This is a genomic window from Halomonas sp., from assembly GCF_014859505.1.
Lineage (GTDB): Bacteria > Pseudomonadota > Gammaproteobacteria > Pseudomonadales > Halomonadaceae > Halomonas.
In genome coordinates this window covers 1-24824 of record NZ_JACUUD010000021.1, presented here as the reverse complement: position 1 = coordinate 24824, position 24824 = coordinate 1, and the positions used below count along the sequence as shown (strand labels likewise).

The 24824-nt window shown below is 67.6% G+C and carries 28 protein-coding genes; 19 read left to right on the top strand and 9 right to left on the bottom strand.

Going from position 1 to position 24824, the window contains the following annotated elements; all coding sequences use genetic code 11:
- Window positions 1–8 precede the first annotated feature (8 nt).
- From IBX53_RS05070 to IBX53_RS05050, 5 genes are read right to left on the bottom strand one after another with little or no spacing between them, the layout of a single operon-like run.
- On the bottom strand, window positions 9–278 hold the full coding sequence (locus IBX53_RS05070) for a K+/H+ antiporter subunit F (RefSeq protein WP_290906340.1): 270 nt from the start codon (window positions 276–278) through the stop codon (window positions 9–11).
- A complete protein-coding gene (locus tag IBX53_RS05065) occupies window positions 272–769 on the bottom strand; it encodes a Na+/H+ antiporter subunit E (RefSeq protein WP_290906338.1) in 498 nt (165 codons plus the stop codon). Before IBX53_RS05065 ends, IBX53_RS05070 begins: the two co-directional genes overlap by 7 nt.
- Complete coding sequence (locus IBX53_RS05060; RefSeq protein ID WP_290906336.1) at window positions 766–2307, bottom strand: monovalent cation/H+ antiporter subunit D; 1542 nt, start codon at window positions 2305–2307, stop codon at window positions 766–768. The genes IBX53_RS05065 and IBX53_RS05060 overlap by 4 nt, the downstream gene beginning before the upstream one ends.
- Window positions 2304–2645 (bottom strand): Na+/H+ antiporter subunit C, encoded by a 342-nt coding sequence (locus IBX53_RS05055; protein ID WP_290906333.1) that lies wholly within the window; start codon window positions 2643–2645, stop codon window positions 2304–2306. Before IBX53_RS05055 ends, IBX53_RS05060 begins: the two co-directional genes overlap by 4 nt.
- Window positions 2645–5455 carry a monovalent cation/H+ antiporter subunit A gene (locus tag IBX53_RS05050; RefSeq protein ID WP_290906330.1) on the bottom strand — a complete coding sequence of 937 codons (2811 nt, stop codon included), beginning with the start codon at window positions 5453–5455 and terminating at the stop codon, window positions 2645–2647. Before IBX53_RS05050 ends, IBX53_RS05055 begins: the two co-directional genes overlap by 1 nt.
- A 387-nt stretch (window positions 5456–5842) precedes the next feature.
- On the opposite strand from IBX53_RS05050, the gene IBX53_RS05045 reads away from it, so the two are divergent.
- The 12 genes from IBX53_RS05045 (at window position 5843) to IBX53_RS04990 (ending at window position 15763) form a co-directional block, all read left to right on the top strand.
- The gene (locus tag IBX53_RS05045) at window positions 5843–8173 is read left to right on the top strand and encodes a putative monovalent cation/H+ antiporter subunit A (RefSeq protein ID WP_290906328.1); all 2331 of its coding nucleotides are present in this window, start codon (window positions 5843–5845) and stop codon (window positions 8171–8173) included.
- On the top strand, window positions 8166–8597 hold the full coding sequence (locus IBX53_RS05040; protein ID WP_290906325.1) for a Na+/H+ antiporter subunit B: 432 nt from the start codon (window positions 8166–8168) through the stop codon (window positions 8595–8597). Before IBX53_RS05045 ends, IBX53_RS05040 begins: the two co-directional genes overlap by 8 nt.
- A 30-nt stretch (window positions 8598–8627) precedes the next feature.
- Window positions 8628–8975, top strand: a complete 348-nt coding sequence (locus IBX53_RS05035; RefSeq protein ID WP_290906322.1) for a Na+/H+ antiporter subunit C — start codon at window positions 8628–8630, stop codon at window positions 8973–8975.
- The gene (locus IBX53_RS05030; RefSeq protein ID WP_290906318.1) at window positions 8972–10549 is read left to right on the top strand and encodes a Na+/H+ antiporter subunit D; all 1578 of its coding nucleotides are present in this window, start codon (window positions 8972–8974) and stop codon (window positions 10547–10549) included. The genes IBX53_RS05035 and IBX53_RS05030 overlap by 4 nt, the downstream gene beginning before the upstream one ends.
- Entirely contained in the window at window positions 10546–11019 is a 474-nt protein-coding gene (locus tag IBX53_RS05025) for a Na+/H+ antiporter subunit E (RefSeq protein ID WP_290906314.1), read from the top strand. Before IBX53_RS05030 ends, IBX53_RS05025 begins: the two co-directional genes overlap by 4 nt.
- A 21-nt stretch (window positions 11020–11040) precedes the next feature.
- Entirely contained in the window at window positions 11041–11310 is a 270-nt protein-coding gene (locus tag IBX53_RS05020) for a cation:proton antiporter (protein ID WP_290906311.1), read from the top strand.
- Complete coding sequence (gene mnhG / locus IBX53_RS05015) at window positions 11303–11707, top strand: monovalent cation/H(+) antiporter subunit G (protein ID WP_290906309.1); 405 nt, start codon at window positions 11303–11305, stop codon at window positions 11705–11707. The genes IBX53_RS05020 and mnhG overlap by 8 nt, the downstream gene beginning before the upstream one ends.
- 134 nt (window positions 11708–11841) lie before the next feature.
- Window positions 11842–11994: a DUF2256 domain-containing protein gene (locus IBX53_RS05010; protein ID WP_290906306.1), complete on the top strand. Its 153-nt coding sequence runs from the start codon at window positions 11842–11844 to the stop codon at window positions 11992–11994.
- Window positions 11991–13364 carry a DASH family cryptochrome gene (locus tag IBX53_RS05005; protein ID WP_290906302.1) on the top strand — a complete coding sequence of 458 codons (1374 nt, stop codon included), beginning with the start codon at window positions 11991–11993 and terminating at the stop codon, window positions 13362–13364. The genes IBX53_RS05010 and IBX53_RS05005 overlap by 4 nt, the downstream gene beginning before the upstream one ends.
- On the top strand, window positions 13361–13816 hold the full coding sequence (locus IBX53_RS05000) for a DUF3429 domain-containing protein (RefSeq protein ID WP_290906298.1): 456 nt from the start codon (window positions 13361–13363) through the stop codon (window positions 13814–13816). Before IBX53_RS05005 ends, IBX53_RS05000 begins: the two co-directional genes overlap by 4 nt.
- A gap of 67 nt (window positions 13817–13883) precedes the next feature.
- Window positions 13884–15167 (top strand): lytic murein transglycosylase, encoded by a 1284-nt coding sequence (locus IBX53_RS04995; RefSeq protein ID WP_290906294.1) that lies wholly within the window; start codon window positions 13884–13886, stop codon window positions 15165–15167.
- A gap of 59 nt (window positions 15168–15226) precedes the next feature.
- Window positions 15227–15763, top strand: a complete 537-nt coding sequence (locus IBX53_RS04990; protein WP_290906399.1) for an ATP-dependent zinc protease — start codon at window positions 15227–15229, stop codon at window positions 15761–15763.
- 18 nt (window positions 15764–15781) lie between these two features.
- Here IBX53_RS04990 and IBX53_RS04985 read toward each other — a convergent pair whose 3' ends face one another.
- On the bottom strand, window positions 15782–16495 hold the full coding sequence (locus IBX53_RS04985) for a 16S rRNA (uracil(1498)-N(3))-methyltransferase (protein ID WP_290906291.1): 714 nt from the start codon (window positions 16493–16495) through the stop codon (window positions 15782–15784).
- Window positions 16496–16595: 100 nt separating this feature from the next.
- On the opposite strand from IBX53_RS04985, the gene phaR reads away from it, so the two are divergent.
- The 6 genes from phaR to coq7 all read left to right on the top strand — a co-directional run bounded on the left by phaR (window position 16596) and on the right by coq7 (window position 20994).
- The gene (gene phaR, locus IBX53_RS04980; protein ID WP_290906288.1) at window positions 16596–17048 is read left to right on the top strand and encodes a polyhydroxyalkanoate synthesis repressor PhaR; all 453 of its coding nucleotides are present in this window, start codon (window positions 16596–16598) and stop codon (window positions 17046–17048) included.
- Between the two features lie 125 nt (window positions 17049–17173).
- Window positions 17174–18460 carry a phosphoribosylamine--glycine ligase gene (gene purD / locus IBX53_RS04975; protein WP_290906285.1) on the top strand — a complete coding sequence of 429 codons (1287 nt, stop codon included), beginning with the start codon at window positions 17174–17176 and terminating at the stop codon, window positions 18458–18460.
- Window positions 18461–18470: 10 nt separating this feature from the next.
- Window positions 18471–18911, top strand: a complete 441-nt coding sequence (locus IBX53_RS04970) for a thioesterase family protein (RefSeq protein WP_290906282.1) — start codon at window positions 18471–18473, stop codon at window positions 18909–18911.
- Entirely contained in the window at window positions 18911–19783 is an 873-nt protein-coding gene (locus IBX53_RS04965; RefSeq protein ID WP_290906279.1) for a phosphoribulokinase, read from the top strand. The genes IBX53_RS04970 and IBX53_RS04965 overlap by 1 nt, the downstream gene beginning before the upstream one ends.
- A gap of 54 nt (window positions 19784–19837) precedes the next feature.
- Window positions 19838–20179 (top strand): histidine triad nucleotide-binding protein, encoded by a 342-nt coding sequence (locus tag IBX53_RS04960; protein ID WP_290906274.1) that lies wholly within the window; start codon window positions 19838–19840, stop codon window positions 20177–20179.
- A gap of 170 nt (window positions 20180–20349) precedes the next feature.
- Window positions 20350–20994 carry a 2-polyprenyl-3-methyl-6-methoxy-1,4-benzoquinone monooxygenase gene (gene coq7, locus IBX53_RS04955; protein ID WP_290906270.1) on the top strand — a complete coding sequence of 215 codons (645 nt, stop codon included), beginning with the start codon at window positions 20350–20352 and terminating at the stop codon, window positions 20992–20994.
- 9 nt (window positions 20995–21003) lie between these two features.
- Here coq7 and IBX53_RS04950 read toward each other — a convergent pair whose 3' ends face one another.
- The 3 genes from IBX53_RS04950 to IBX53_RS04940 form a co-directional block, all read right to left on the bottom strand.
- Window positions 21004–21423, bottom strand: coding sequence for an OsmC family protein (locus IBX53_RS04950; protein ID WP_290906267.1), 420 nt, complete (start codon window positions 21421–21423; stop codon window positions 21004–21006).
- A gap of 110 nt (window positions 21424–21533) precedes the next feature.
- Window positions 21534–22196, bottom strand: a complete 663-nt coding sequence (gene murU / locus IBX53_RS04945) for an N-acetylmuramate alpha-1-phosphate uridylyltransferase MurU (protein ID WP_290906264.1) — start codon at window positions 22194–22196, stop codon at window positions 21534–21536.
- On the bottom strand, window positions 22193–23209 hold the full coding sequence (locus IBX53_RS04940) for a phosphotransferase (RefSeq protein WP_290906230.1): 1017 nt from the start codon (window positions 23207–23209) through the stop codon (window positions 22193–22195). Before IBX53_RS04940 ends, murU begins: the two co-directional genes overlap by 4 nt.
- Window positions 23210–23367: 158 nt before the next feature.
- Here IBX53_RS04940 and IBX53_RS04935 point away from each other — a divergent pair.
- A partial coding sequence (locus tag IBX53_RS04935) for an LPS assembly protein LptD (RefSeq protein ID WP_290906227.1) occupies window positions 23368–24824 on the top strand: 1457 nt, incomplete at its 3' end.

Genomic DNA, 24824 nt, shown 5'->3' with positions numbered 1-24824 from the left:
GTGCCTCCTTACTCGATGATGTCGCCGCGCAGCAGGTAGCGGCAGATGGCCATGGTGCCGACGAAGCCCAGCATGGCGATCAGGATCGCCGCCTCGAAGTAGGTCTTGGTATTGAGCCACAGACCCAGCAGCACGATCAGCGCGATGGAGTTGACGTAGAGGGTGTCCAGTGCCAGCAAGCGGTCGGGAACGTCGGGTCCCTTGGCCAGACGCAGGACATTCATGGCCATGGCCGCCACGATCAGGCCAAGGCTGATCATCAGTGCGATAACTAGCATTCGAAGATCTCCTTGAGCGGGAGCTCATAGCGCTCATGTATCTCGCGCACCAGCGTCTGCTCATCCTTCATGTCGAGCACATGGATCAGCAGCGATGAGCGGTCCAGGCGGATGTTGGTGGAGACGGTGCCCGGCGTCATTGTGATGGTGTTGGCCAGCATGGTGATGGTCAGTGGATCCTTCACCTGCAGGGGGTACTCGACGAAGCCCGGGTGGGGTTCGCGCTTGGGCGACAGGATCAGCAGGCTCACCTGGAGGTTGGCCGTGAAGATGTCACCCAGCACCTTGAGTACGAACCAGGTCAGTTTGAGGGGGTGCTTGACCTGGGGCAGCGGTTCCCAGAAGCCCTTGGTCAGCAGCGGGATGCCCACCGCCAGGAAGGCGCCGAGGATCAGCTGGCCAGGGGCGATGCTGCGCACCAGCAGCAGCCAGACCACCAGCAGCACCAGCGATAGGGTGGGGGTGGGCAGCAGGCGCCCCAGGGTTTTCATGGTGACTCTCCCTCGTCAATGGTGAGACGGCCGAACTGCAGGGCTGGCGATTCGCCGAGTAGCCGGAAGATCACGACCTGCGGCTCCGCCAGCTGTTCGGCGGTATCACGGGCGTAGTCGCTGACCGGACCGGCGAAGCCCACCAGAAGCGGCACGCTGGCCAGCAGCCAGAGCACCCCGGCCAGCTGCGGCCGCGTCACCCGGCCGCTCTCCACCTGGCCCTTGTAGCTGGCCCAGAAGAACACCGAGCCGGCCCGGGACATGGCGATCAGCGCGCAGAGCCCGGCCAGCAGCAGCAGCGGCCACAGCCACAGCCGAGCGGTTCCCTCGGCGGCCTGCATCAGCAGGAGCTTACCCAGGGCCCCGGCCAGTGGCGGCAGGCCGGCCACGGCCACTGCGGCGACCAGGAACATGCCGCCCAGCAGGTGACGCTGCTGGAGGCGGCGACCGCGCACCAGTCGCGTGCCCGCCTTGCCGCGCTGTTGGCTGATCAGCTCGGCGATCAGGTAGAGGGCGCCGCATGCCAGCGTGGTGTGGGGCAGGTAGTACAGCAGGGCGCCGATAGCATCGATAGTGCCCAGCGCCTGGCCGGCGAGCAGAGTGCCCACCGAGACCAGTACCAGGTAGGCCACCAGGGTGCGCAGGTCGCGGGACGCCAGCACGCCGACGGCTGCCAGGGTAATGGTCGCGAGACCCGCCCACCACAGCCAGGCGGTGATCGCCTCGGCGGCGGGAGTGTCAACGAAGATCAGCGACTGCACACGCAGGATGGCGTAGAGCCCCACCTTGGTCATGATGGCGAAGAGCGCGGCCACCGGGGCTGGAGCGGCGGCGTAGGTGCGTGGTAGCCAGAAATAGAGCGGCAGCAGCGCGGCCTTGAGGCTGAAGACCACGATCAGCAGGAGGGCGCCGGCGGTCACCAGTGCGGCCTGGTCGCCGGACATCACCGCGACTCGACGCGCCATGTCGGCCATGTTGAGGGTGCCGGTGGTGCCATAGAGCACGCCCAGTGCCACCAGGAAGAGCGCTGAGCCTGCCAGGTTGAGGATCACGTAGTGCAGCCCGGCGCCGATACGCTCCTTGCCGCCGCCATGCATCAGCAGGGAATAGGAGGCCAGCAGCAGGATCTCGAAGAACACGAAGAGGTTGAACAGGTCGCCGGTGAGGAAGGCGCCGTTGAGGCCCATCAGCTGCAGCTGGAAGAGGCCGTGGAAGTGGCTGCCCCGGGCGTCCTCGCCGGCGCTGGCGAACAGCACGCAGCCCAGCGACAGCACTGCGGTAAGGGTGAGCATCAGCGCCGACAGGCGGTCGAGCATCAGCACGATGCCGAAGGGCGCCTGCCAGTTGCCCAGGGCATAGATGAGCAGTTCACCGCCGGCCGCCCGACTCAGCAGCCAGGCGCTGATCAGCACCTGGGCCACGCACAGCGCGGTGCTCAGCTGACGGCGGCGGGTATCGCTGGCCTGGCTGCCCAGCACCAGGACCAGGGCGCCGACCATCGGGATCAGCACCGGCAGGGTGATAAGGTGCTGAATCATTTCGCGTCTCCCGATTCACCCTGCTGGCCGTCCACGTGGTCGCTGCCCAGTTCGCTGCGCGCGCGAATCGCCAGGATCACCACGAAGGCGGTCATGGCGAAGCCGATGACGATGGCGGTGAGCACCAGCGCCTGGGGTAGCGGATCGGCCGGGCTGACGGACTCGCCGATCACCGCTGCGGCGTGGGTGTGCAGGCCGCCAGTGGAAAACAGGAAGAGGTTCACCGCATAGCCCAGCAGGGCGAGGCCGACGACGACCGGAAAGGTGCGCCCGCGCAGCAGCAGGTAGATGCCGCTGGCAGTAAGCACGCCGACCACCAGCGAGAAGAGGGCTTCCATCAGCGTTCCTCCAGGCGGGGGCGATGGATCGTGGTGACCCGGCCCAGGTTGATCAGGATCATCAGGGTGGCACCGACCACGGCCAGATAGACGCCAACATCGAAGAGCATGGCCGACGCCAATTCGAAGCTGCCGATGATCGGCAGGGTCACATAGCCGAAGGTCGATGTCAGGAAGGGGTAACCGAACAGCCAACTGGCCATCCCGGTGGCCACGGCGATGGCCAGGCCGGAGACCGCTACCACCGGGTAGGAGAGTGGCAGCCGTTCGCGGGTCCAGTCGTATCCGCGAGCCATGTACTGCAGGATCAGTGCCACTGCGGTGATCAGGCCGGCGATGAAGCCGCCGCCAGGCTGGTTGTGGCCGCGCAGGAAGATGTAGACCGACACCAGCAGGGCGAGCGGGAGCAGGATCTGCGCCGCCACCGCCAGGATCATCGGGTGGCGATGCCGGGACCAGCGGATGCCCTCCATGTTGCCCGCGGGCATGAACAGCTTCATGCGATTCAGCAGCTTGAAGGTCGCCAGGCCCGCCAGGGTCAGCACGGTGATCTCCCCCAGGGTATCGAAGCCGCGGAAGTCCACCAGGATGACGTTGACCACGTTGGTGCCGCCCCCACCGGGCACTGCCTCGCGGAGGAAGTAGTCGGCAATCGAGATCGTCTCCCGGGTCAGCAGTGCATAGTTGAGCATTGCTACCACCAGGCCCAGCGAGGCGGCGAGCAGCAGGTCGCGCAGGATGCGTCGGCTGGAGACGAGCAGCGGTGGGCGCTGGGGCAGGAAGAACAGTGCCAGGATGAACAGGATCATCGACACCACCTCCACCGAGAGCTGGGTCAGCGCCAGGTCAGGGGCGGAGAAGCGCACGAAGGTCAGCGACACCGTCAGGCCTACCACCGAGAGCATCAGCAGCGAGACCAGCCGCCAGCGGTGGCTCATGGCGCTGCCGATGGCGCCGAACACCATCAGCGCCGCCCCCAGCACCAACATCCCATCCACCGGTTGCAGGCCCAGCGGGCCGGTCAGGGCGTCGAGCTTGGTCAGCCCCACCGCGACCATGGCCAGGGCGCAGAGCAGCAGCAGCGCCTGGTAGCGCTGCAGGGAGCCATTCTCCAGGCGCTGGGTGAGCCACAGCGCCGTCTTGATCACCCTCAGCATGGCGGCCTCGAAGAGGCGTCCGGCGTCACGGGGGTGGAACAGGGCCGCAATACCGGCCAGGCGCCGGTGCTGGCGCAGCACCAGCACCCCGGCGGCCACCGCCACCAGGCTCATGGCCAGCGGCAGGTTGAGGCCGTGCCACAGGGCGAGGTTGAACAGCGGGGTGGTGTCGCCCTGTACGGCGAGGCTGGCGGCATTGACCAGGGGGCCGGCCAGGGCCATGGGGAACAGGCCCACCGCGAGGCTCGTCGCTGCCAGGAAGAGCCCCGGTGCCAGCATGCCGAGGGCCGGGTCATGGACCTTGAGCGGCGGCTGAGACTTCTGTTCGCGGGTCAGCTTGGGGGCGGCGAAGAACAGGCTCCAGATCAGGCGCAGCGAGTAGGCCACCGAGAGGGTGGCGGCCACCATCACCAGCAGCGGGATCAGCGCACTCAGTGCCCCCAGCACATTGTTGAGCAGGCTCTGCTCGAACAGCATCTCCTTGGAAAGGAAGCCGTTGAAGGGCGGAAAGCCGGCCATGGCGGAGCCCGCCAGAATGACCATGGTGCCGGTGAGCGGCATCATCGACCACAGGGCGCCCAGGCGGTCGATGTCACGGGTGCCTGTCTCGTGGTCGATGATCCCCACGCTCATGAACAGTGCCGCCTTGAAGGTGGCATGGTTGAGGATGTGGAACACCGCGGCAACGATGGCCAGTGGACTGCCCAGCCCCAGCAACAGGGTGATCAGGCCCAGGTGGCTCACCGTGGAGAAGGCCAGGATACCCTTGAGGTCGCGTTCCAGCAGGGCAAACCAGGCGGCATAGAGCATGGTGGCGAGGCCCACCAGGGAGAGGGATACCGCCCACAGTTGGCTATCGCCCAGGGCCGGGGTGAAGCGGGCCATCAGGAACACGCCGGCCTTGACCATGGTGGCCGAGTGCAGGAAGGCCGATACCGGGGTGGGGGCCGCCATGGCATGGGGCAGCCAGAAGTGGAAGGGAAATTGTGCCGACTTGGTGAAGGCGCCAAACAGCACCAGGGCCAGGATCAGCGAGTAGTGATCCGAGGCGCGGATAGCGTCGCCGGCGGCCAGCACCTCGCTCATGTCGAAGCTGCCTACCGTCTGGCCGATCAGCAGCAGGCCGGCCAGCAGCGCCAGGCCACCGGCACCCGTCACCGTCAGCGCCATGCGCGCCCCGCGGCGGGCGTCGCTGCGATGGCCCCAGAAGCCGATCAGCAGGAAGGAGGTGATACTGGTCAGCTCCCAGAACAGCCACAGCAGCAGCAGGTTGTCGGCCATGGCGATACCGATCATGGCGGTCATGAACAGCATCATGTAGGAGAGAAAGCGGCCGTCGTCCTCGTCGGGACTCAGATAGTGGCCGGCGTAGTAGAGGATCAGGCTGCCGATGCCCAGGATCAGCAGGGCAAACAGTATCGTCAGCCCGTCGATGCGCAGCGCGAGATCGAGGCCGAGCAGGGGTATCCAGGTCAGCGAGAAGCGGATCACCTCGCCGCCGATTACCGCCGGGGCCTGGAGCAGCACGAGGGTCAGTGCGAGCAGCGGAGCGATCAGGGTGGCAAGGGTGCAGGCGCGGCGGCCATAGCGAGATGTGAATACCGGCACCAGGGCACCGAGCAGGGTGAGGAGAGGTATCCACAGAAGTGCCATCGGTCAGCTCGTCCACGCAATGGCGGGGGACGCAATTGGCCAGGCCGGGCACCGGGGTGCTCTGTGGCCCAGGCAGCCACGTCACCGCCTGGCTCGTCGTTGCTCGACGGGGAAGAGCACCGTCGAGCCGTTGGCGTGCGAAAAGGAAGGACGTCTCGGAAACGGCAGGATAATCATTTACTAATGATAAGTTTCCGCCTTTCGTTTAAGGTGCGGAAACGCCTTTCCTTGCCACTCGCCGGCGAGAGTCTATAGGCTTTCACTATCGATTAACAGGCCGTCGGGTGTTGCGCTGCATCATCTATTAGGCGAATGCTGGCCCAGGCCAGCGTCGCCAGACCTGCGCCCATGGACCTTGGGAAGAATCCGACCAGGAGAGCTACCTTGATGCAATTCGCCGTGCTATCGGGATTCCTGCTGGCCGCGCTGGCGCCGCTCTTCCATCGCTGGTTCGGTGATCGTGCCAGTTTCATGCTGGCCGCCTTTCCCGGCTTCCTGGCGCTGTGGTTCCTGAGTCAGCTGCCGGCGGTAATGGCCGGCGAGACCCTGGTGTTTGCCATGGAGTGGGTGCCCTCGCTGGGCATCAGCCTGACCTTCGTGGTCGATGGCCTGTCGATGCTGTTTGCGCTACTGGTCACCGGCATCGGTACCTTCATACTGATCTACGCCGGGGGCTACCTGAAGGGGCATCCGGACCTGATGCGCTTTCATCTGGCGATCCTGGCCTTCATGGTCTCCATGCTGGGACTGGTGCTGGCCGATGGCCTCTTTACCCTGTTCGTATTCTGGGAATTGACCAGCATTACCTCCTACCTGCTGATCGGCTTCAATCACACCGACCTCGAGGCCCGCAAGTCGGCCCGCCAGGGGCTCTTCGTCACCGTGGCGGGGGGGCTGGCGCTGATGGCGGGGCTGGCGATGCTGGGGGTGGCCGGGGAAAGCTGGTCGCTCTCCGAGCTCAATGCCATGGGCGACGTGCTGCGCGACCATGACCTCTACACGCCGTTGCTGATCTGCCTGCTGCTCGGCGCCTTTACCAAGTCGGCCCAGTTCCCCTTCCACTTCTGGCTGCCCAACGCCATGGCGGCGCCCACGCCGGTATCGGCTTACCTGCACTCGGCCACCATGGTGAAGGCGGGCATCTACCTGCTGGCGCGCCTGCAGCCGAGCCTGGGTGGCACCGAGATGTGGACGGTGACGCTCTCGGTGGTGGGGGCGCTGACCATGTTCACGGGCGCCTTCCTGGCCATTCGCCACACCAACATCAAGAAGCTGCTGGCCTACTCCACGATCATGGCGCTGGGTACCCTGACCATGCTGCTGGGTATCGGCACCGAGGGGGCGATGATCGCCTTCGTCACCTTCCTGCTCGCCCACTCCCTCTACAAGGGCTCGCTGTTCATGGTGGCCGGCATCCTCGACCACGAGACCGGCACCAAGGACGTCACCGCCATGGGGGGGCTGCGACCGCTGATGCCTATCACCGCCGGGGTGGCCATGTTAGCGGCGCTGTCGCTGGCCGGGGTGCCGCCGCTGTTCGGTTTCATCGGCAAGGAGTTGATGTTCGAGTCGGTGCTCGAGGCCAGCGCCTGGCGGTGGCTGGTCGTCCTGCTGGCCTTCAGCGCGGCGATCCTGACCATCGCCGTGGCGGCCATCATCGCCCTGCGCCCCTTCTTCGGACAGCGCCGTCAGACCCCGCGGGTGGCCCACGAGGCGCCGGCCTCCATGCTCCTGGGGCCCGCGGTGCTGGCCGCGCTTTCGCTGTTGCTGGGCCTGCTGCCGTGGCTTGCGGGCACCGGGCTGCTCACTGCGGCGGCCTCCGCGGTCGCCGGTACGCCGATGGAGGTCAAGCTGTCGCTGTGGCACGGCATCAACCTGCCGCTGCTGATGTCGCTGGTCAGCCTGGCGCTGGGCTATCTGCTGTTCAAGCGCTGGGATCGCGTCCGAGCCCGGCTGGCGCGCCTCGACCCGCTGCTCTCCCGCGGCCCGGAAGCCGGCTACGACGCCCTGATGGATGGCGTGGTGGTGGTTTCCGAGTGGCAGACCCGGGTGCTGCAGAACGGTTACATGCGCAACTATATTCTGGTCATGATCGTTACCCTGATCGCCCTGATCGGCAACTCGCTGCTGCTGCGCCACGCGCCTCAGTTCCACGTTGCCCTGGACGTGCAGTTCCATGAGGCCGTCGTGGTCGGCACCATGGTGATGGGCGCCCTGTTCGCTACCATCTCTCGCTCGCGGCTCGGTGCCGTGGTCTCGGTGGGGATCATGGGTTTCTCCATCGCGCTGATCTTCATCCTGTTCAGCGCACCCGACCTCGGCATCACCCAGCTGCTGGTGGAGACCCTGACGGTGATCCTGCTGGTGCTGGTGCTGTTTCGCCTGCCGCGCTTCGCGAGCCTCTCCACCCCCCTGGAGCGGATGCGCGACGTGGCGGTGGCCGGCAGCCTGGGTGGACTGATCACCCTGCTGGTGCTCACCTCCTGGAGCATCGATCAGTTCGTGCCTATCTCCGACTACATGGTCGCCAACAGTGCGACGCTGGCCCACGGTCGCAACATCGTCAACGTGATCCTGGTGGACTACCGCGCCCTCGACACCCTCGGCGAGATCTTCGTGCTGGCCCTGGCCGCCATCGGGGTCTTCGCCATGCTCAAGCTGCGCGCCCCGGAGAAGCCGAAGAAGAGCGCTGCAGCCAAGGAGAACGCCGATGGTTAAGTCCGGCACCATCATCCTCAACACGGCGGCGCGGCTGCTGATGCCGCTGCAGTTGCTGTTCTCGATCTTCCTGCTGCTGCGCGGCCACGACGAGCCCGGTGGCGGTTTCATCGCCGGCCTGGTGGCCGCCGGCGCCTTCACCCTCTACCTGTTTGCCTTCGGGGTCAGCGCCACCAAGGAGGTGCTGCGCATGCTCGACCCTCGGGACCTGATCGGCATGGGGCTGCTGCTGGGCATGATCTCGGTGGTGCCGGCCTGGTTCGTGGGCGAGGCCTTCCTCACCGCCCAGTGGTGGGAGATTCCCGGCATCGATTTCAAGGCATCCACGCCGCTGATCTTCGATATCGGTGTCTACCTGGCCGTGCTGGGCTCGGTGCTGACCATGGTGATGACGCTGATGGAGGTGGACAAGGATGAGCCCTGACAACGCCGCCCACCGGACAGGAGATGCCCCATGGAACCCTTGATGGCCATCGCCATCGGCATGCTGTATGCCGCGGCGATCTTCCTGATGCTGCGCCGCTCCATCGTCAAGCTGGTGATCGGATTGATGCTGCTGACCAATGCCGCCAACCTGCTGATCTTCACCTCGGCGGGGATGACTCGCGGGGCGCCACCGCTGATTCCCGAGGGCATGCTGGTCCCGGAGGGGGTGGTGGCAGATCCCCTGCCCCAGGCGGTGGTGCTGACCGCCATCGTGATCGCCTTCGGCGTGCTGGCCTTCGCCGTGGTGCTGATTCGCCGGGCCTACGAGATCGTCAAGGCCGATGACCTGGACAAGATGAAGGATACCGACACGTGAGGCCAGAAGTCGCACTTCCCGTCCTCCTGCCGCTGCTGTCCGGCGCCATCTCGCTGCTGTTCTGGCGTTCGCGGCCCATGCAGCGCTTCACCGCCGTGGCCGGCAATCTGGCGCTGCTGGTAGTGGCGCTGTGGCTGTTCACGTCGGTGCATCAGGATGGTTACGTGACCATCCAGATGGGCGGCTGGGAGGCGCCCTACGGCATCACCCTGGTGGCCGACATGCTCAGCGCGGTGATGATCGTGCTCACCGCGATGATCGGCCTGGCGCTTGCCATCTACTCGCTGGCCTCCACCGGGTCGGACCACGAGAAGTTCGGCTACTACCCGCTGATGCACCTGCTGCTGGCCGGGGTGGCCGGCGCCTTCCTCACCGGCGACATCTTCAACCTCTACGTGTGGTTCGAGGTGATGCTGGTGGCCAGCTTCGCGCTGCTGATCCTCGGTGGCGAGAAGGCGCAGATGGAGGGGGCCATCAAGTACGTGACCCTCAATCTGCTGGCCTCGGTGATCTTTCTCACCGCCATCGGTCTGCTCTACGGCATGGTGGGCACTCTCAACATGGCCGACATCGCCCTGCGCCTCCACGCGGCGGAACACCAGGGCATGGTGGAAGTGCTGGCGGTGATGTTCATGGTGGCCTTCGGTATCAAGGCGGCGGCCTTCCCGCTGTTCTTCTGGCTGCCGGCTTCCTATCACACGCCGCCTGTGGCGGTGTCGGCGCTGTTCGCCGGCCTGCTCACCAAGGTGGGGGTCTACTCGCTGTTCCGGGTCTTCACCCTGATGTTCGATGAGACCATGGACTACACTCAGGACCTTCTGATCTGGGGGGCGGCCCTGACCATGGTCACCGGGGTGCTGGGCGCGGCGGCCCAGTACGAGTTCCGCCGCATACTGTCGTTCCATATCGTCAGTCAGATCGGCTACATGATCCTGGGCCTGGCGCTCTACACGCCTCTGGCGATCGCCGGCGGCGTCTTCGCGGTGATGCACAACATCGTGGTCAAGACCAACCTGTTCCTGATCAGTGGTATCACCCGGCACCTGCAGGGCACCTACCAGCTCAAGAAGATGGGCGGACTCTACAAGGAGCGCCCCTGGCTCGCTGTGGCCTTCTTCCTCTCCGCCTTCTCCCTGGCTGGCATCCCGCCGCTGTCTGGCTTTTTCGCCAAGTTCGTGATCGTGCGCGCCGGCATCGAGGCCGAGGCCTACGTGGTCACCGGCATCGCCCTGGCCGTTGGCTTCATGACCCTATACTCCATGGTCAAGATCTGGAACGAGGTATTCTGGAAGGCGCTGCCCGAAGACAACCTGGTGCCCGAGCGGGAGACAGTGGTGGGCGATGACGGCCGGATGGTCAAGCCCAGCCTGTGGCTGATGACCCTGCCGGTGGGGGTGCTGGCGGCGATGTCGCTGTTGATCGGGGTCTTTGCCGAGCCGCTGATGGTGGTGATGAACACCATCGGCGATCAGCTGATGAACCCGCAGGGCTATATCGACGCCGTGCTCGGCAGCAACGTGGATGTCATCGAGGCCCTCATCGAGGCGCCGGCAAGCGAGGAGACCAGCCCATGACCGGAGCCATCTGGAACCTGCTGCTGGCCCTGGCCTGGGTCGTGCTCAGCGGCGACTTCACCGGGCTCAATCTGTTGGTGGGGCTGGTGTTCGGCTACATCGCCCTGCTGCTGATCGAGCCCCAGGTGGAGTCCCTCGAGGGCTATCCGGCGCGGATTCCGCGGATCCTGGGTTTCCTCGGCTTCTTCATCAAGGAGCTGCTGATGGCCAACCTCAAGGTGGGCTTCGACATCCTGACCCCACCCTGGCACATGAAGCCCGGGGTGATCGCCATGCCCCTGGAGGCACGAACCGAGCTGGAGATCACCATGGTCGCCAACCTGATCTCCCTGACCCCCGGCACCCTGAGCCTGGACGTCTCCGACGACCGCAAGGTGCTCTACATCCACGCCATGTTCCTCGACGATGAGGAGGAACTGCGCCGCAACCTCAAGGAAATGGAACACCGTGCCCTGCAACTGTTTCGCTGAGCCTGGCCGCGAGGTGCCGACATGGATACCGTGATCCTGATCAGCCAGGTCATCATGAGCCTGGCGCTGATCCTGTGCTTCGTTCGCGTGGTTCGCGGGCCGAGCCTGCCCGACCGGGTGGTGGCGCTGGAGCTCTTCGCCAGCATCGTGGTGGGCCTGGTGGGGGTCTATGCCATCAAGTCCGACGTCTCGAGCTTCATCGATGCCGCCATTGTCATCGCCCTGATGGGGTTCCTGGCCGCCATCGGTTTCGCCCGCTTCCTGGAACGTGGAGGACCGCGCGATGATTGAGTTCATCAAGGGCACCTTCGTCATTTCCGGTGCCCTGCTGATGCTGCTGGCGTCGCTGGGTATCCTGCGCCTGCCGGACCTGCTGACCCGCATGCACGCCACCACCAAGGCCGCGGCCCTCGGGGTGATCCTGATCATGCTGGCGGTGGCGATGCACTTCTCCGAGGTGGGGGTGGCGGCGCGTGCCTTCGCCATCATCGTCTTCATCCTGATGACCGCACCGGTGGCGGCCCATGTGATCGGCCGGGCCGGCTACTTCGTGGGCTCCAAGCTGTGGAGCGGCACGGTCAAGGATGAGCTGCGACCCAACTACGACCCGCTGACCCACGAGCTCAAGAGCGGTCGCGAGACCGAGGCCAACGCCCGTCGCGAGCCGAAGGAGACCGACCCCTCCTGACCCTTCATGTGATCCGTCTGTTGAAGACCGCCTCCGGGCGGCCTTCTGCCGTGACGCGTGGGAAGCATCGGAACTTTAAGTTATACATTTATTGTACGATAATGAGGCTCTGTCCATGATATCGGGGCGTCACCGTGCATCGCAAACTTCACCTGCCCAGCAAGCCCTGCGGCCATTGCCAACGACCCTTTGCCTGGCGGCGCAAGTGGGCGCGCTGCTGGGATGAGGTGCGCCACTGCAGCGAACGCTGCCGGCGCGAGGCCCGTCGCCAGGAGCGCGCCTCATGAGCCTGACGCTCCTCTGGCTGCGCCACGACCTGCGCCTGGCCGATAACCCCCTGTTCCAGTTCGAGACACCGCCCGAGCAACTCCTCTGCGTCCATGTGCTCGATCGCGCCTGGCTGTCGCCGCTGTCCGGGCTGGACGTACCGCGCATCGGCCCCGCTCGCCTGCGCTTCCTGTGGGAGAGCCTGATTACCCTGCGCGGTGAACTGCTCCGGCGCGGCAGCGATCTGCTGGTGCGCGTCGGTGACCCGGTGGAGGTGGTCGCCGAACTCGCCGCCCGCCATGGGGCGGGCCAGGTGCGGGTGCGTCGCGAGGCCGGCTGGGACGAGGTCCAGGCCTCGGCGCGGCTGGCCGAACGGCTGGGGGAGGGAGTCGAGCTGTGGCAATCCGATGGCGGCCTGCTGTATGACGAGGCCGTTCTGCCGATGCCGGTGGCCGCCTTGCCGGGAAGCTTCTCGGCCTTTCGTCGCAGGGTGGAGCGAGACGCTGCGGTGCCTGCGGCAATGCCGGCGCCGGTGACCCTGCCGCCCTGGCCCGAGGCGGCCCCCCGCGGTTTTCCGGCCCTGGACAAGGTGTGCAGCCGGTCGGCGCGCTGGGTCTGCGATGACCGTGCCGGCTTCCGCTTTGCCGGCGGCGAGGCCGAGGGGCTCGCCCGCCTCGACCACTACCTGTGGCAGAGCGGCGCCGTTGGACGCTACAAGCAGACTCGCAATGGCCTGCTCGGCGCCGACTTCTCCACCCGGCTCTCGCCCTGGCTGGCCCACGGCTGCCTGTCGGCGCGCCAGGTGCATGATGCGGTGCGCGCCTGGGAGGCCGAGCACGGTGCCAGCGAGTCCAGCGACTGGGTCATCGTCGAGCTGCTGTGGCGTGATTACTTCCATTGGGCGGCGCGCCAGGAGGGGGCGGGGCTGTTCGGTGCGCGAGATCTCGTGCCAGCCGACGAGCCCTTCCGGGCCTGGTGCGAGGGGCGCACCGGCCTGCCCTTCATCGATGCCGCCATGCGGGAACTCGCCGCCACCGGCTGGCTCTCCAACCGGGCTCGCCAGAACGTGGCGAGCTACCTGGTGCATGAACTGGGGGGTGACTGGCGGCTGGGAGCGGCCTGGTTCGAGCACACACTGCTCGATTTCGATGTGGCCAGCAACTGGGGCAACTGGCGCTACGTGGCCGGCGTGGGCCGAGACGCCCGGGGTCACCGTTTCGATGTGCTGTGGCAGGCCGAGCGTTACGACCCCGAGGGGAGTTACGTGGCGCACTGGCTGCCCGAGGTCGCTGCGCTGCCCCCGGGCACCGGCCGACATCGCCCCTGGGCGGCGGTGCCTGACGGTGTCTCGAACCCGCCCCCTTGCGAACTCAACCAGGAGACTCCATGACTGCCGCCTGCCATCCTCGACTGCCCTGGGGCCTCGGTCTCGCCGGCCTGATTCCGTTCCTGGTGCTGGCGGGAGCGGCCTGGCTGGCGCCGGTGACCTGGCATGTCATCGCCATCCCGGCCTTTTTCTATTACAGCGCGGTGATCCTCTCCTTCCTGGGCGGGGTGCAGTGGGGCGTGGCGATGTCACTGGAGTCTGACGACAGCCTCGGCTTCAGAGCCCGGCTGGCCCTCAGCATGGCGCCGAGCCTGATCGCCTGGCCGGCGCTGCTGTTGCATCCGGTCACCGGGGCCTGGGTGCTGATTGCTGGCTTCCTGCTGGTGCGGCTGCACGAGTGCGGCAAGGCAAGCCGTGAGCTGCTGCCCGGCTGGTATCAGTCGCTGCGTACCCTGCTGACGGCGGTGGTGGTGGCCTGCCATATCCTGGTGATCTGGCGCCTCGCTGGCGGGTAGTGGGGCTGGTGGTGGTGGCGATTCTGCGCGATGATCGGTCACACCTGCCATGGAGAGCGCAAGCGTGATGAAACGGACCCTGACCCTCGGCCTGCTGCTGGGCCTGTTGGCCGGCTGCCAGAGCGGCCCGGCCCAAGACGCCAGGGCGGCGGATGAGCCCGCCGCGGAGCCGAGCCAGACGGCGGCGGCCGCCCAGGCCGGCACGAACGCAGCCACGGCCGAACCGCTACCTCCCGCCAGTTTCGACGCCTGGCTGGCCCAGTTCCGTCGGGAGGCTCGCCGCGAGGGTATCTCAGAGGCGACCCTGGCCCGCGCCCTGGACGGCGTTCGCTATCGCCCGCGGGTGATCGAGCTCGACCGCTCCCAGCCGGAGTTTGTGCGTCCCATCTGGCAGTACCTGGACAGCGCCGTCTCCGCTCAGCGTGTCGCCCAGGGACGCGCCAGGCTGGCCGAGCACCGCGACACCGCTCGCCTTATGGAGCAGCGCTACGGGGTGCCCGCCGAGGTGGTGGTGGCGATCTGGGGCATCGAGAGCAACTACGGCGGCAATTTCGGCAGCTTCTCCACTCTGGAGGCGCTGGCGACCCTGGCCTTCGAGGGCCGCCGCAGCGATTTCGCCCGCGGAGAGCTGCTTGCCGCCCTGCGCATCATCGAGGCGGGCGACATCGCTCCGGATCGCATGATCGGCTCCTGGGCCGGCGCCATGGGCCACACCCAGTTCATCCCCTCGAGCTTCGAGGCTTACGCCGTGGACGGTGACGGCGACGGGCGCCGCGACATCTGGGGCAGCATTCCCGACGTCATGGCTTCCACCGCCAACTACCTGGCCAGGGCCAATTGGCGCGCCGGTGAGCCCTGGGGGGTGGAGGTGGTGATTCCCGACGGTTTCGACTATGCCCAGGCTGAGCTCGCCACCCGCCGCAGTGCCCGGGAGTGGGCCGAGCTGGGTGTGCGTCCGGTCGGCGGCGGCACGTTGCCAGACTTCGACGTCGCCTCGGTGATCGTTCCGGCGGGTGCCCGCGGGCCGGCCTTCCTGGTGGGTCCCAACTATCGGTCGATCCTGCGCTACAACAATGCCACAAGCTATGCCCTGGCGGTGGGCACCCTGGCCGACCAGATCGCCGGCCGTGGGGGGATCAGCGCCGGCTGGCCCCGGGACGAGCAGCCGCTGAGCCGTGACCAGGTGCGTGAGATGCAGCGCTCGCTCAACGCCCTCGGCTTCGAGGTGGGAACCCCGGACGGCGTCATGGGTCCCAATACCCGCCGTGGTCTGCGTGCGTACCAGCGCTCCATCGGTACCGCGCCCGACGGCTTCGCGACGCTGAGCCTGCTGGAGCGTCTGACCCGGTGAGGTTCCTTCAAGGGCTTACCCAACGGAGAAAGAAGATGAAGCGAGCCGCTCGTCCATTGATGCTGCTGGCGGGATTCCTGCTGGCCGGCGCCGCCCCCACGGCGATCGCCGACAAGGTGTTCGGGTGGGTGGAGCGCGCCACCATCGAGCCCTGGGGCGTGGCGGTCAATGCCAAGCTGGACAGCGGTGCCCTGACCTCGTCGCTGGACGCCCGGGATATCGAGTCCTTCGAGCGTGAGGGGGAGGAGTGGGTACGCTTCCGCCTCAAGCTGGAGGACACCGCAAGCGGCGAGGCCTTCACCGAGAAGCTTGAGTTGCCCCTCTATCGCGATCTGCGCGTGCGCGGTGCGGGAGGCCGCGACGAGCGCCCGGTAGTGCTGATGAAGCTCTGCCTGGGCGATACCGTCTATGAAGAGCAGTTCAGCCTGCGTGATCGCGAGGAGATGAACTATCCGCTGCTGCTGGGCCGACGCACTCTCTCCCACCTCGGGCTGCTGGACGTGCGCGAGACCTTCCTGCAGCGCCCGGAGTGCAACGAGGAGTCGCGGCTTCGTGAACATGAGCCAGACGAGCTGAGCGAGGGCCACGACAACTGAGTCGTCGGCGCCCCCGTCTCAGAACAACCGTGCCAGCAGGGCGGTGACCGCGGTCTCCACCCGCAGGATTCGCGGCCCCAGATGAATTCCCTCGCAGCCGGCCTCCAGCAGCTTCTCCACCTCCCAGGGAATGAAGCCCCCCTCCGGCCCCACCAGCAGCAGAGTGGGGTCATCAATCCCCCGCGGGCAGGCAGTGGCCATGCCCGGGTGGGCCAGCAGGCCTCGCCGGCCCTCGAGCAGGCCGGGGAGGCGCTCCTCCACGAAGGGTCGGAAGCCCTTTTCCATGGTGACCGTCGGCATCAGGGTATCGCGGGCCTGTTCCAGGCCCAGCACCAGGTGCTGATGGATCTTTTCCGCGGCAAGCTCCGGCGACTGCCAGTAGCTCTTCTCTACCCGGCGGGTGTGCAGCAGGGTGATCGACTTCACGCCCTGGGCGGTGACATGCTCCAGGCTTCTCGCCAGCATGCGCGGTCGTGGCAGGGCCAGCACCAGGTGGACCGGCAGTGCCGGTGGCGGCGGCTGGTCGAGCTCTTCCAGGGCGAAGGTGGCCTCCCGGTCGTCCAGGGTGAGCAGTGTCCCCTGGCCGATGCCGCTACCCATGACACCCAGTGTGAGGCGGTCACCGGGCGCAGCGCGGTGCACCTCGCGCAAGTGACGCAGCCGGCGCGGGTCGGTCACTCGAGCCAGGTGGTGGTGTTCGATATCATCCGGAGCAAGCAGTATCAGGTTCATCGGGGCCTCGCGTTGGCGACTATGCCTTGCATGGATGGTGTCGCGGTGCACAATAGTCGTGCAGGGGCAGATGCCCCCACAACGACCGAGGAGCAGCGCCGTGCGCGTGATTCGCAAGTATGCCAACCGCAGGCTCTATGATACCGAACAGAGCCGCTATGTGACCCTGGAGGATCTGCGCAAGCTGATCCTCGATGAGGTACCGTTCCGGGTCGAGGACGCCAAGAGCGGTGAGGATCTGACGCGCACCATCCTGTTGTCGATCATCATCGAGCAGGAGCAGGCCGACGGCGATGCGGAGGTGTTCTCCAACGACCTGCTGGCACAGTTCATCCGCGTCTACGACATGGCCCAGCCGCTGCCCCTGGCGCGCTATCTGGAGCAGGGCACCCAGCTGATGCTGGAGCAGCAGAAGCGGGTTCAGGACCAGTGGCAGCAGGCCATGCGCCATACCCCGATAGAGCTGATGCGCGAGCTGACCGAAGAGAACATGAAGTTCTGGCAGAAGACCATCGGCCAGGCTGGCTCCCAGGACGACGACGAGACGAAGTGAGGTCCGGGCGCGGGCCCGCACTTTCTGACATAATGCCGCGACATTTTTGCGTGGCCCGGCGGAAGATTGGCGTCGGTCATCGTCCCGAATCGCCCGCTTTCGGTTTGTTGAACAAGGTGTAATGGATGAAGGTGTTGATTATCGGCGGCGGTGGCCGCGAACATGCCCTGGCCTGGAAGGTCGCCCAGTCGCCCCTGGTGGTCCAGGTCTTCGTGGCGCCCGGCAATGCCGGGACCGCCCGTGAGCCGGGCCTGGCCAACGTCGATATCGCGGTGGATGACCTCGACGGCCTGGTGGCCTTCGCCCACGACGAGGGCATCGACCTGACCATCGTCGGCCCCGAGGCACCTCTGGTGGCCGGCGTGGTGGATCGCTTCCGCGAGGCGGGGCTGGCGATCTTCGGCCCCACCGCCGGCGCCGCCCAGCTCGAGGGCTCCAAGTCCTTCACCAAGGATTTCCTGGCCCGCCACGCGATCCCCACCGCCGATTATCGTACCTTCACCGAGCCGGCGCCGGCCCTCGAGTACCTCGCCGAGCAGGGTGCGCCCATCGTCATCAAGGCCGATGGCCTGGCCGCCGGCAAGGGCGTGATCGTGGCCATGACCCTTGCGGAGGCCGAGGCCGCGGTGCGCGACATGCTCGAGGCCAACGCCTTTGGCGACGCTGGCGCCCGGGTGGTCATCGAGGAGTTCCTCGATGGCGAGGAGGCGAGCTTCATCGTCATGGTGGACGGCGAGACCGTGCTGCCCATGGCCACCAGCCAGGACCACAAGCGGGTGGGCGAGGGCGATACCGGCCCCAATACCGGCGGCATGGGCGCCTACTCCCCGGCTCCGGTGGTCACCGACGAGGTGCATGACCGGATCATGGAGCGCGTCATCCTGCCCACGGTGCGCGGCATGGCCGAGGAGGGTCATCCCTATACCGGCTTCCTCTATGCCGGCCTGATGATCGACGCCCAGGGCAACCCCAAGGTGATCGAGTACAACTGCCGCTTCGGCGACCCCGAGACCCAGCCGATCATGCTGCGCCTTGCGTCCGACCTGGCCGAGCTCTGCCTGGCCGGCGCCAGCGGCAAGCTCGCGGGCAAGACCTGCGACTGGGACCCCCGCGCCGCGGTGGGGGTGGTGCTGGCCGCCGGGGGTTATCCCGGCAGCTACCGCAAGGGCGATGCCATCGAGGGCATCGAGGCCGCCGAGGCCACCGGCTGCAAGGTGTTCCATGCCGGTACCGCCGAGCAGGGCGACCAGCTGGTCACCGCCGGCGGGCGCGTGCTCTGCGTCACCGCCCTGGGCGAGGGCGTGTCGGCCGCCGCCGAGCAGGCCTACCGGGGCGTCGACGCCATCCATTGGCAGGGCGTGCTGTGCCGGCGAGATATCGCCTTCCGGGCCATCGCCCGGGAGGCTGTTTAAGGAGTCAAGCATGGAACGTGTCAGGCTCGAGTTTCCCGAGGCGGCCATCGTGCACCGCCACCCGCTGACGGTGCGCGTCACCGACATGAACTACGGCCGCCACCTGGGCCATGACACCCTGGTGTCGCTGCTCCACGAGGCGCGCATCCAGGCCTTCGGTGCCCTGGGACTCACCGAGTGGGATCTGGGCGGCTACCCCAGCGTGGTGGCGGATCTCGCCGTGCAGTACCAGTCCGAAGCGCGCTGGCCCGATGCCCTGGTGGTGGAGACGGCGATCCCGCCTCCCACGGGGCGCGCGATCACCGTCTACCACCGCGTGCTTCACGCCGAGGGCGGCCGGCCCGTGGCCACCGCCCGGCTCAACGTGATCCTGATCGACCCGGCCAACGGACGCCCGGTGGCGGTGCCCGAGGCCGTGGTGGCGGCCCTTGCCGGAGCAGGTGGCACCTGATGTCCCGCGAATATCCGATCATCGCCGTGACCGGCTCCTCCGGCGCCGGCACCACCACGGTCAAGCGTACCTTCGAGCGCATGTTCGCCCGGGAGGATGTCCATGCTGCCGTCGTCGACGGCGACGCCTTCCACCGCTACACCCGGGAGGAACTGGCGCGGATCTTCCGCGAGGAGCCGGAGCGCAAGGATGAGCTCTCCCACTTTGCCGTGGAGGCCAACCTGCTCGACGAACTCGAGGCGCTGTTCCTGGAGTACGGTGAGCAGGGCAGTGGCACCTATCGCCACTACATCCACGCCGAGGACAAGCAGATGATCGAGGCCGGCTACCGGGTCGGCACCTTCACCGAGTGGCAGCCGTTACCCTACGGCACCGATCTGCTCTTCTACGAGGGGCTGCACGGTGGCCTGGTGACGCCCGAGCACGACATCGCCCGCCACGTGGATCTGCTGGTGGGGGTGGCGCCCACCATCAACCTGGAGTGGATCCAGAAGATCGTGCGCGACACCAAGCTGCGCGGCCATTCCCAGGAGGCGGTGATCGACACCATCCTCGGCCGCATGGACGACTACGTGCGCTACATCCAGCCCCAGTTCTCGCGCACCCATATCAACTTCCAGCGGGTGCCCACGGTGGATACCTCCAACCCCTTCGAGGTGCAGGACATCCCCTCCGACGCCGAATCCTTCGCCGTGATCCGCTTCCGGGAACCGGCCACCGTGGACTTTCCCTACCTGCTGGCGATGATCCCGGACGCCTTCATGAGCCGGCCCCATACCCTGGTGGTGCCGGGCGCGCGGGTGTCGCTGGCCATGGAGCTGATCCTCGCGCCGCTGGTGCGCCATCTGCTGGCCCAGCGCCGATTCCGCTAGGCCTCGAAGACCATAAGCCCTGAAAACGTCGAGCCCCGACCAAGGAGAGACCCCATGGCCTGCCTGTTCTGCCAGATCATCAACCGCGAGATCTCGGCCGAGATCGTCTTCGAGGATGATGAAGTGCTGGCCTTCGAGGATATCGCCCCCCAGGCGCCGACCCATCTGCTGGTGATCCCCAAGCGCCATGTCGCGACCCTCAACGACCTCGAGGAGCGCGACCTGGCGCTGGTCGGTCGACTGCCCATCGTGGCCGCCCGGCTGGCCCGCGAGCGCGGCTTCGCCGAGGAGGGCTACCGGGTGGTGATGAACTGCAATGACGACGGCGGCCAGACGGTCTACCATATCCATATGCACCTGATGGGCGGTCGACGCTTCACTTGGCCGGCTGGCTAGCCGGCGCCCTGCGGGTCACCGCGCGAGCTCAAGCGCTCGACGCATCGGGTGCAGTTTCTTCCGACGCCACCGCCAGGTGGCGTCGGTCGTTTCGGGTGGCGCTTCTGGTGGCCAGGGCCCTCGGCTACAATGGGTCATCCCATTCCGGACCGAGACGCGACGAGGTCGTCATGAACCGCAAGCTCTCCCCCAGCGACAACCTGATCCACCAGTTCGATACCGTGCTGCGCACCCTGGTGCCCCATGCCGCCCAGGCGTCGCGGCCGTACCCGGCCACGCCCGAGGTGAATGATGAACCCCTGGAGGAGGAGGAGCGCCGCCATGCGGCCGGGCTGATGCGCATCAATCACACCGGAGAGGTGTGCGCCCAGGCGCTCTATCAGGGCCAGGGGCTGACCGCCAAGCTGCCCGATGTGCGTGACCAGATGGAGGAGGCGGCCAGGGAGGAGATCGACCACCTGGCCTGGTGCGACGAGCGCCTCGATGAGTTGCACGAGCGCCCCAGCCTGCTCAACCCGCTGTTCTACGCCGCTTCCTTCGGTATCGGCGCCGTGGCCGGTGCCGTGGGCGACCGCGTGAGCCTCGGCTTCGTGGCCGCCACCGAGGAGCAGGTGGGCCGCCATCTGGAGGACCATCTGGTCAAGCTGCCGGCGGGGGATCAGCGCTCTAGGGCGGTGCTGCGCCAGATGGCCATCGACGAGGCCCACCATGCCCAGCTGGCGCTGGAAGCCGGCGGGGCCCGTTTCCCCGCCCCGGTCAAGTTCGGCATGAGGCTGATGTCGAAGGTCATGACCAGTAGCGTCTACCGGGTCTAAGCCTCCTCCTCACTCCTCGACGAGGGTGAAGGAGTGCGTGATGTCGACGCCGCCCTTCACCAGCATGATGGAGGCGCTGCAGTACTTCTCCGCGGAGAGCTCCACGGCGCGCTGCACCTGCTTCTCCTTCAGCCCCTTGCCGGTGACGGTGAAGTGCACGTGGATCTTGGTGAATACGCTGGGCACGGTGTCGGCGCGCTCCGCCTCGAGGCTTGCCACGCAGTCGCTCACCGGGGCGCGGGACTTCTCCAGGATCTCCAGCACGTCGAAGGAGGTGCAGGCGCCCAGGCCCATCAGCAGCATCTCCATGGGGCGCGGGCCGGTGTTGCGGCCGCCGTGGTCAGGCGGGCCGTCGATCACCACGCTGTGACCGCTACCGCTCTCGGCAACAAACTGGCGACCGTCGGTCCATTTCACGCTGGCTTTCATGATTCGGGATTCCTTCTCGATTGTCGGCAAATCGCGGCAGCATAGCAGTCGTTGCCAAGCCCCGCACATCGCTCAAGGCTGTTCCGGCGACAGGCCTGCGAGGGGGGCGTTCAGCCCCGCAGGCGCCTGTCGAGTTCGGCCAGCCGTTCGGGGGTGCCCACGTCGACCCACTCGCCGCGATGGTGGTGGCCGCCTACGCGACCCGCGGCCATGGCGCGGCGCAGCAGCGGCGCCAGGGCGAAGGCGCCGGGGGGCTCGGCGGCCACCAGCTCGGGATGCATCAGGCTGATGCCGGCGAAGGTGAGGCGCGGTTCGCCCTCGGCGTGAACGCGCCCGGCGGCGTCCAGATGGAAGTCGCCGCCCGGGTGGTGGTCGGGATTGGTCACCAGCGCAAGGCACGCCAGGTCGTCGCCCAGGGCGGGCAGGTCGGTCGGGTCCAGGTCGCACCAGATGTCCCCGTTGACCAGCAGGAAGGGCGCCTCGCCGAGCAGCGCCAGCGCCTGGCGGATGCCGCCGCCGGTCTCCAGCGGCGCCTCCTCGCGGCTCCAGGCGATGCGCACCCCGTACTCGGCGCCGTCGCCCAGGGCGGCCATGATCTGCTCGGCCCGGTAGCTGACGTTGATCACCACCTCGGTGATGCCCGCCGCCTGCAGCCGCGCCAGGTGGTGGACGATCAGCGGCTGGCCGGCCACCGGCAGCAGCGGCTTGGGGCAGTGGTCGGTGAGCGGGCGCATGCGGGTGCCGAGCCCCGCGGCCAGGATCATCGCCTTCATGCCGCGCCCTCCAGGCGCGCCGCCAGGGCCGGGCGGAACGCCTCGGCCAGCCACGACGTGAAGGCCTCGTGGCCGTCGAGCCCCGCCAGGCTCTCCTCCAGATGGGCCAGGAAGTGGGGCAGGCGCTGAAGGTAGCCGCTCTTCTGGTCGCGCAGGGTCAGTCGGCAGAAGATTCCCAGCACCTTGAGCGAGCGCTGGGCGGCCATCGCCTGGGCGTGGGCCAGGAAGGTGGCCGCCTCCACCCCGGCGGGCAGGCGACCGTCGGCCTGGGCGCGCCGGCGGAAGGACTCGACCCAGGTGGCGAAGCGCTCGGGGTCGAAACGGCAGTAGCGCCCGCGCAGCAGCGAGATCAGGTCATAGCTGAGCGGGCCGGCCACGGCGTCCTGGAAGTCGATCAGGTGCAGGGTGTCGCGGTGCACCATCAGGTTCATGGCGTCATAGTCGCGATGCACCGTCACCACCGGCTGGGCCAGGGCCGAGGCGATCAGCGCCTCGCGCAGCGCCGCCCAGCCCGGCGGCACCCGCATGTCCAGCCACTCGCCCAGGCACCACTCGGGGAAGAGGTCGAGCTCGCGGCCCAGCAGGGCCCCATCGAAGCGGGGCAGCTCGTCCGGGCCGGCGCGGTTCTGCAGTTCATGGATCAGGGCGATGGCGCGCTCGTGCCAGGCCTCGACCTCGGCCTGTCCGGTGAAGCAGCGCTGCAGTGGCGTATCGCCCAGGTCATCGAGTTCCAGGAAGCCCCGGGCGAGGTCCTCGCCGTGCAGGGCCGGCACCGGCAGGCCGGCGGCGGCCCAGCGCCGGGCGATGGCCACGAAGGGGCGGCTGTCCTCCTGCTCCGGCGGGGCGTCCATCAGCATGCGGGTGGCACCATCCGGCAGCGTCAGCCGGTAGTAGCGGCGAAAGCTGGCGTCGCCGGCGGCCAGGCGCAGGTCGATCTCTCCGACCGGCAGGCCGTGGCGCTCGGCGGCCCACTGGCTGAGCAGCGCGAGACGCGAAGGGGCGGCGTCGGACATGGTGGGCTGGCTCCTGGGTGACGTGAAGGATTCCGGCGGCGGGTCGGTTGACGGCCGCGGGGGCTCGCCGCATGCTGGGCGCATCGTGGCCCGCCGGCAGCACAGGCGCGGTGCGGCCTGTATAATACCGATTCACCCCGCCAAGGACATCGAGGAACATGGGCAAGCGACTCTCATGGACGGCCCTGGCCGGCCTGGCGACCCTGGGCATGGCCGGCGCCCCCTTTGCGGCGGCCTCGCCCGCTTCCCTGCCCGCCGAGTCGCTGGACTTCCGTCCCTGGGGCGATGATCGCCCCGCCGGCGCCCTGTGTCGCGGCGCCTACGTGATGCCCGACTACCGCCTTGCCGAGCCGTCGCCGGGGCGGGTGGCCAGCGAGTCGGATAGCGCCCGCTACGGCGACGATGGCGAGACGATCCTGCTGGGCGAGGTGGTGCTGCGCCGCGATACCGCCCAGCTCGAGACCCCCCGGGTGCGGGTGCCCGGCAGCCGCGAGCGCGCCTTTGCCGAGGGGCCGCTGGCGCTGCGCGACCAGAACCTGCTGGTGCGCGGCGACGCCGCCGAGCTGTCGCTGGTCAGCGATGCCGCGCGCATCGACAACGCCCACTATGTCGTCCACGACCGCCACCTGCGCGGCGATGCGCTTCAGCTGGAGCGCCTTGAGGACGGCCGCTACCGGCTCACCTCGGCGAGCTTCACCACCTGCGACCCCGGCGACAACCTCTGGCGCCTGGTGGGGGGCGACGTGGTGCTCGACCGCGAGAGCGGCTTCGGCACCGCCCGCCATGCCAGGCTCGAGGTGGGGCGGGTGCCGGTCTTCTACTGGCCCTGGGTACGCTTTCCCATCGACGATCGCCGCCACACCGGCTTCCTGTGGCCGGCCGTGGGGCTCTCCAGCGACGCCGTGGACTACGCCCAGCCCTTCTACTGGAACATCGCGCCCAACCACGACGCTACCATCACGCCGCGCTGGATCACCGATCGGGGCCTGCTGCTGGGCGGCGAGTACCGCTACCTCTACCCCAGCGATGCCGGCCAGATCGAGGGGGCCTTCCTGGGCAGCGACGACGGCGGGTCCAGCAACAACCCCAATGACGCCGCGCGGCGCTTCGAGGGCGAGGAGCGCTGGTATGTGGACTACCGCCACGCCGGCACCCTCAACCCGCGCAGCCGCTACCAGCTGCGCTACGGGGCGGCCAGCGACGGCCGCTATTTCGACGACTTCGGCAGCGACTTCGCCGAGCAGAACACCTCCGCCATGCCGCGCCTGGCCCAGATCGACTACCGCGGCGACGTCTGGCGCCTCGACGCCCGGGCCCAGGGCTTCCAGAGGCTCGACGACCCCCTGGCCGACCGCGACAAGCCCTTCTACCGGCTGCCCAGCCTCTCCGCCAGCGCGCGCTGGAACCAGGGCGGCTTCTACCAGCAGTGGGGCTCCAACTACACCTACTTCTGGCGCGACGTGGACGAAAACAATATTCCTTTGGAGCGCGAGTCCGCCATCGGCTCGCGGCTGCATCTCTCGCCGGCGGTGGGCTGGCGCTTCGATGAGAGCTGGGGGTACCTGGAGCCGCGCCTGGAGTGGCTGGCCACCGCCTACGAGCTCGACTACGGCGA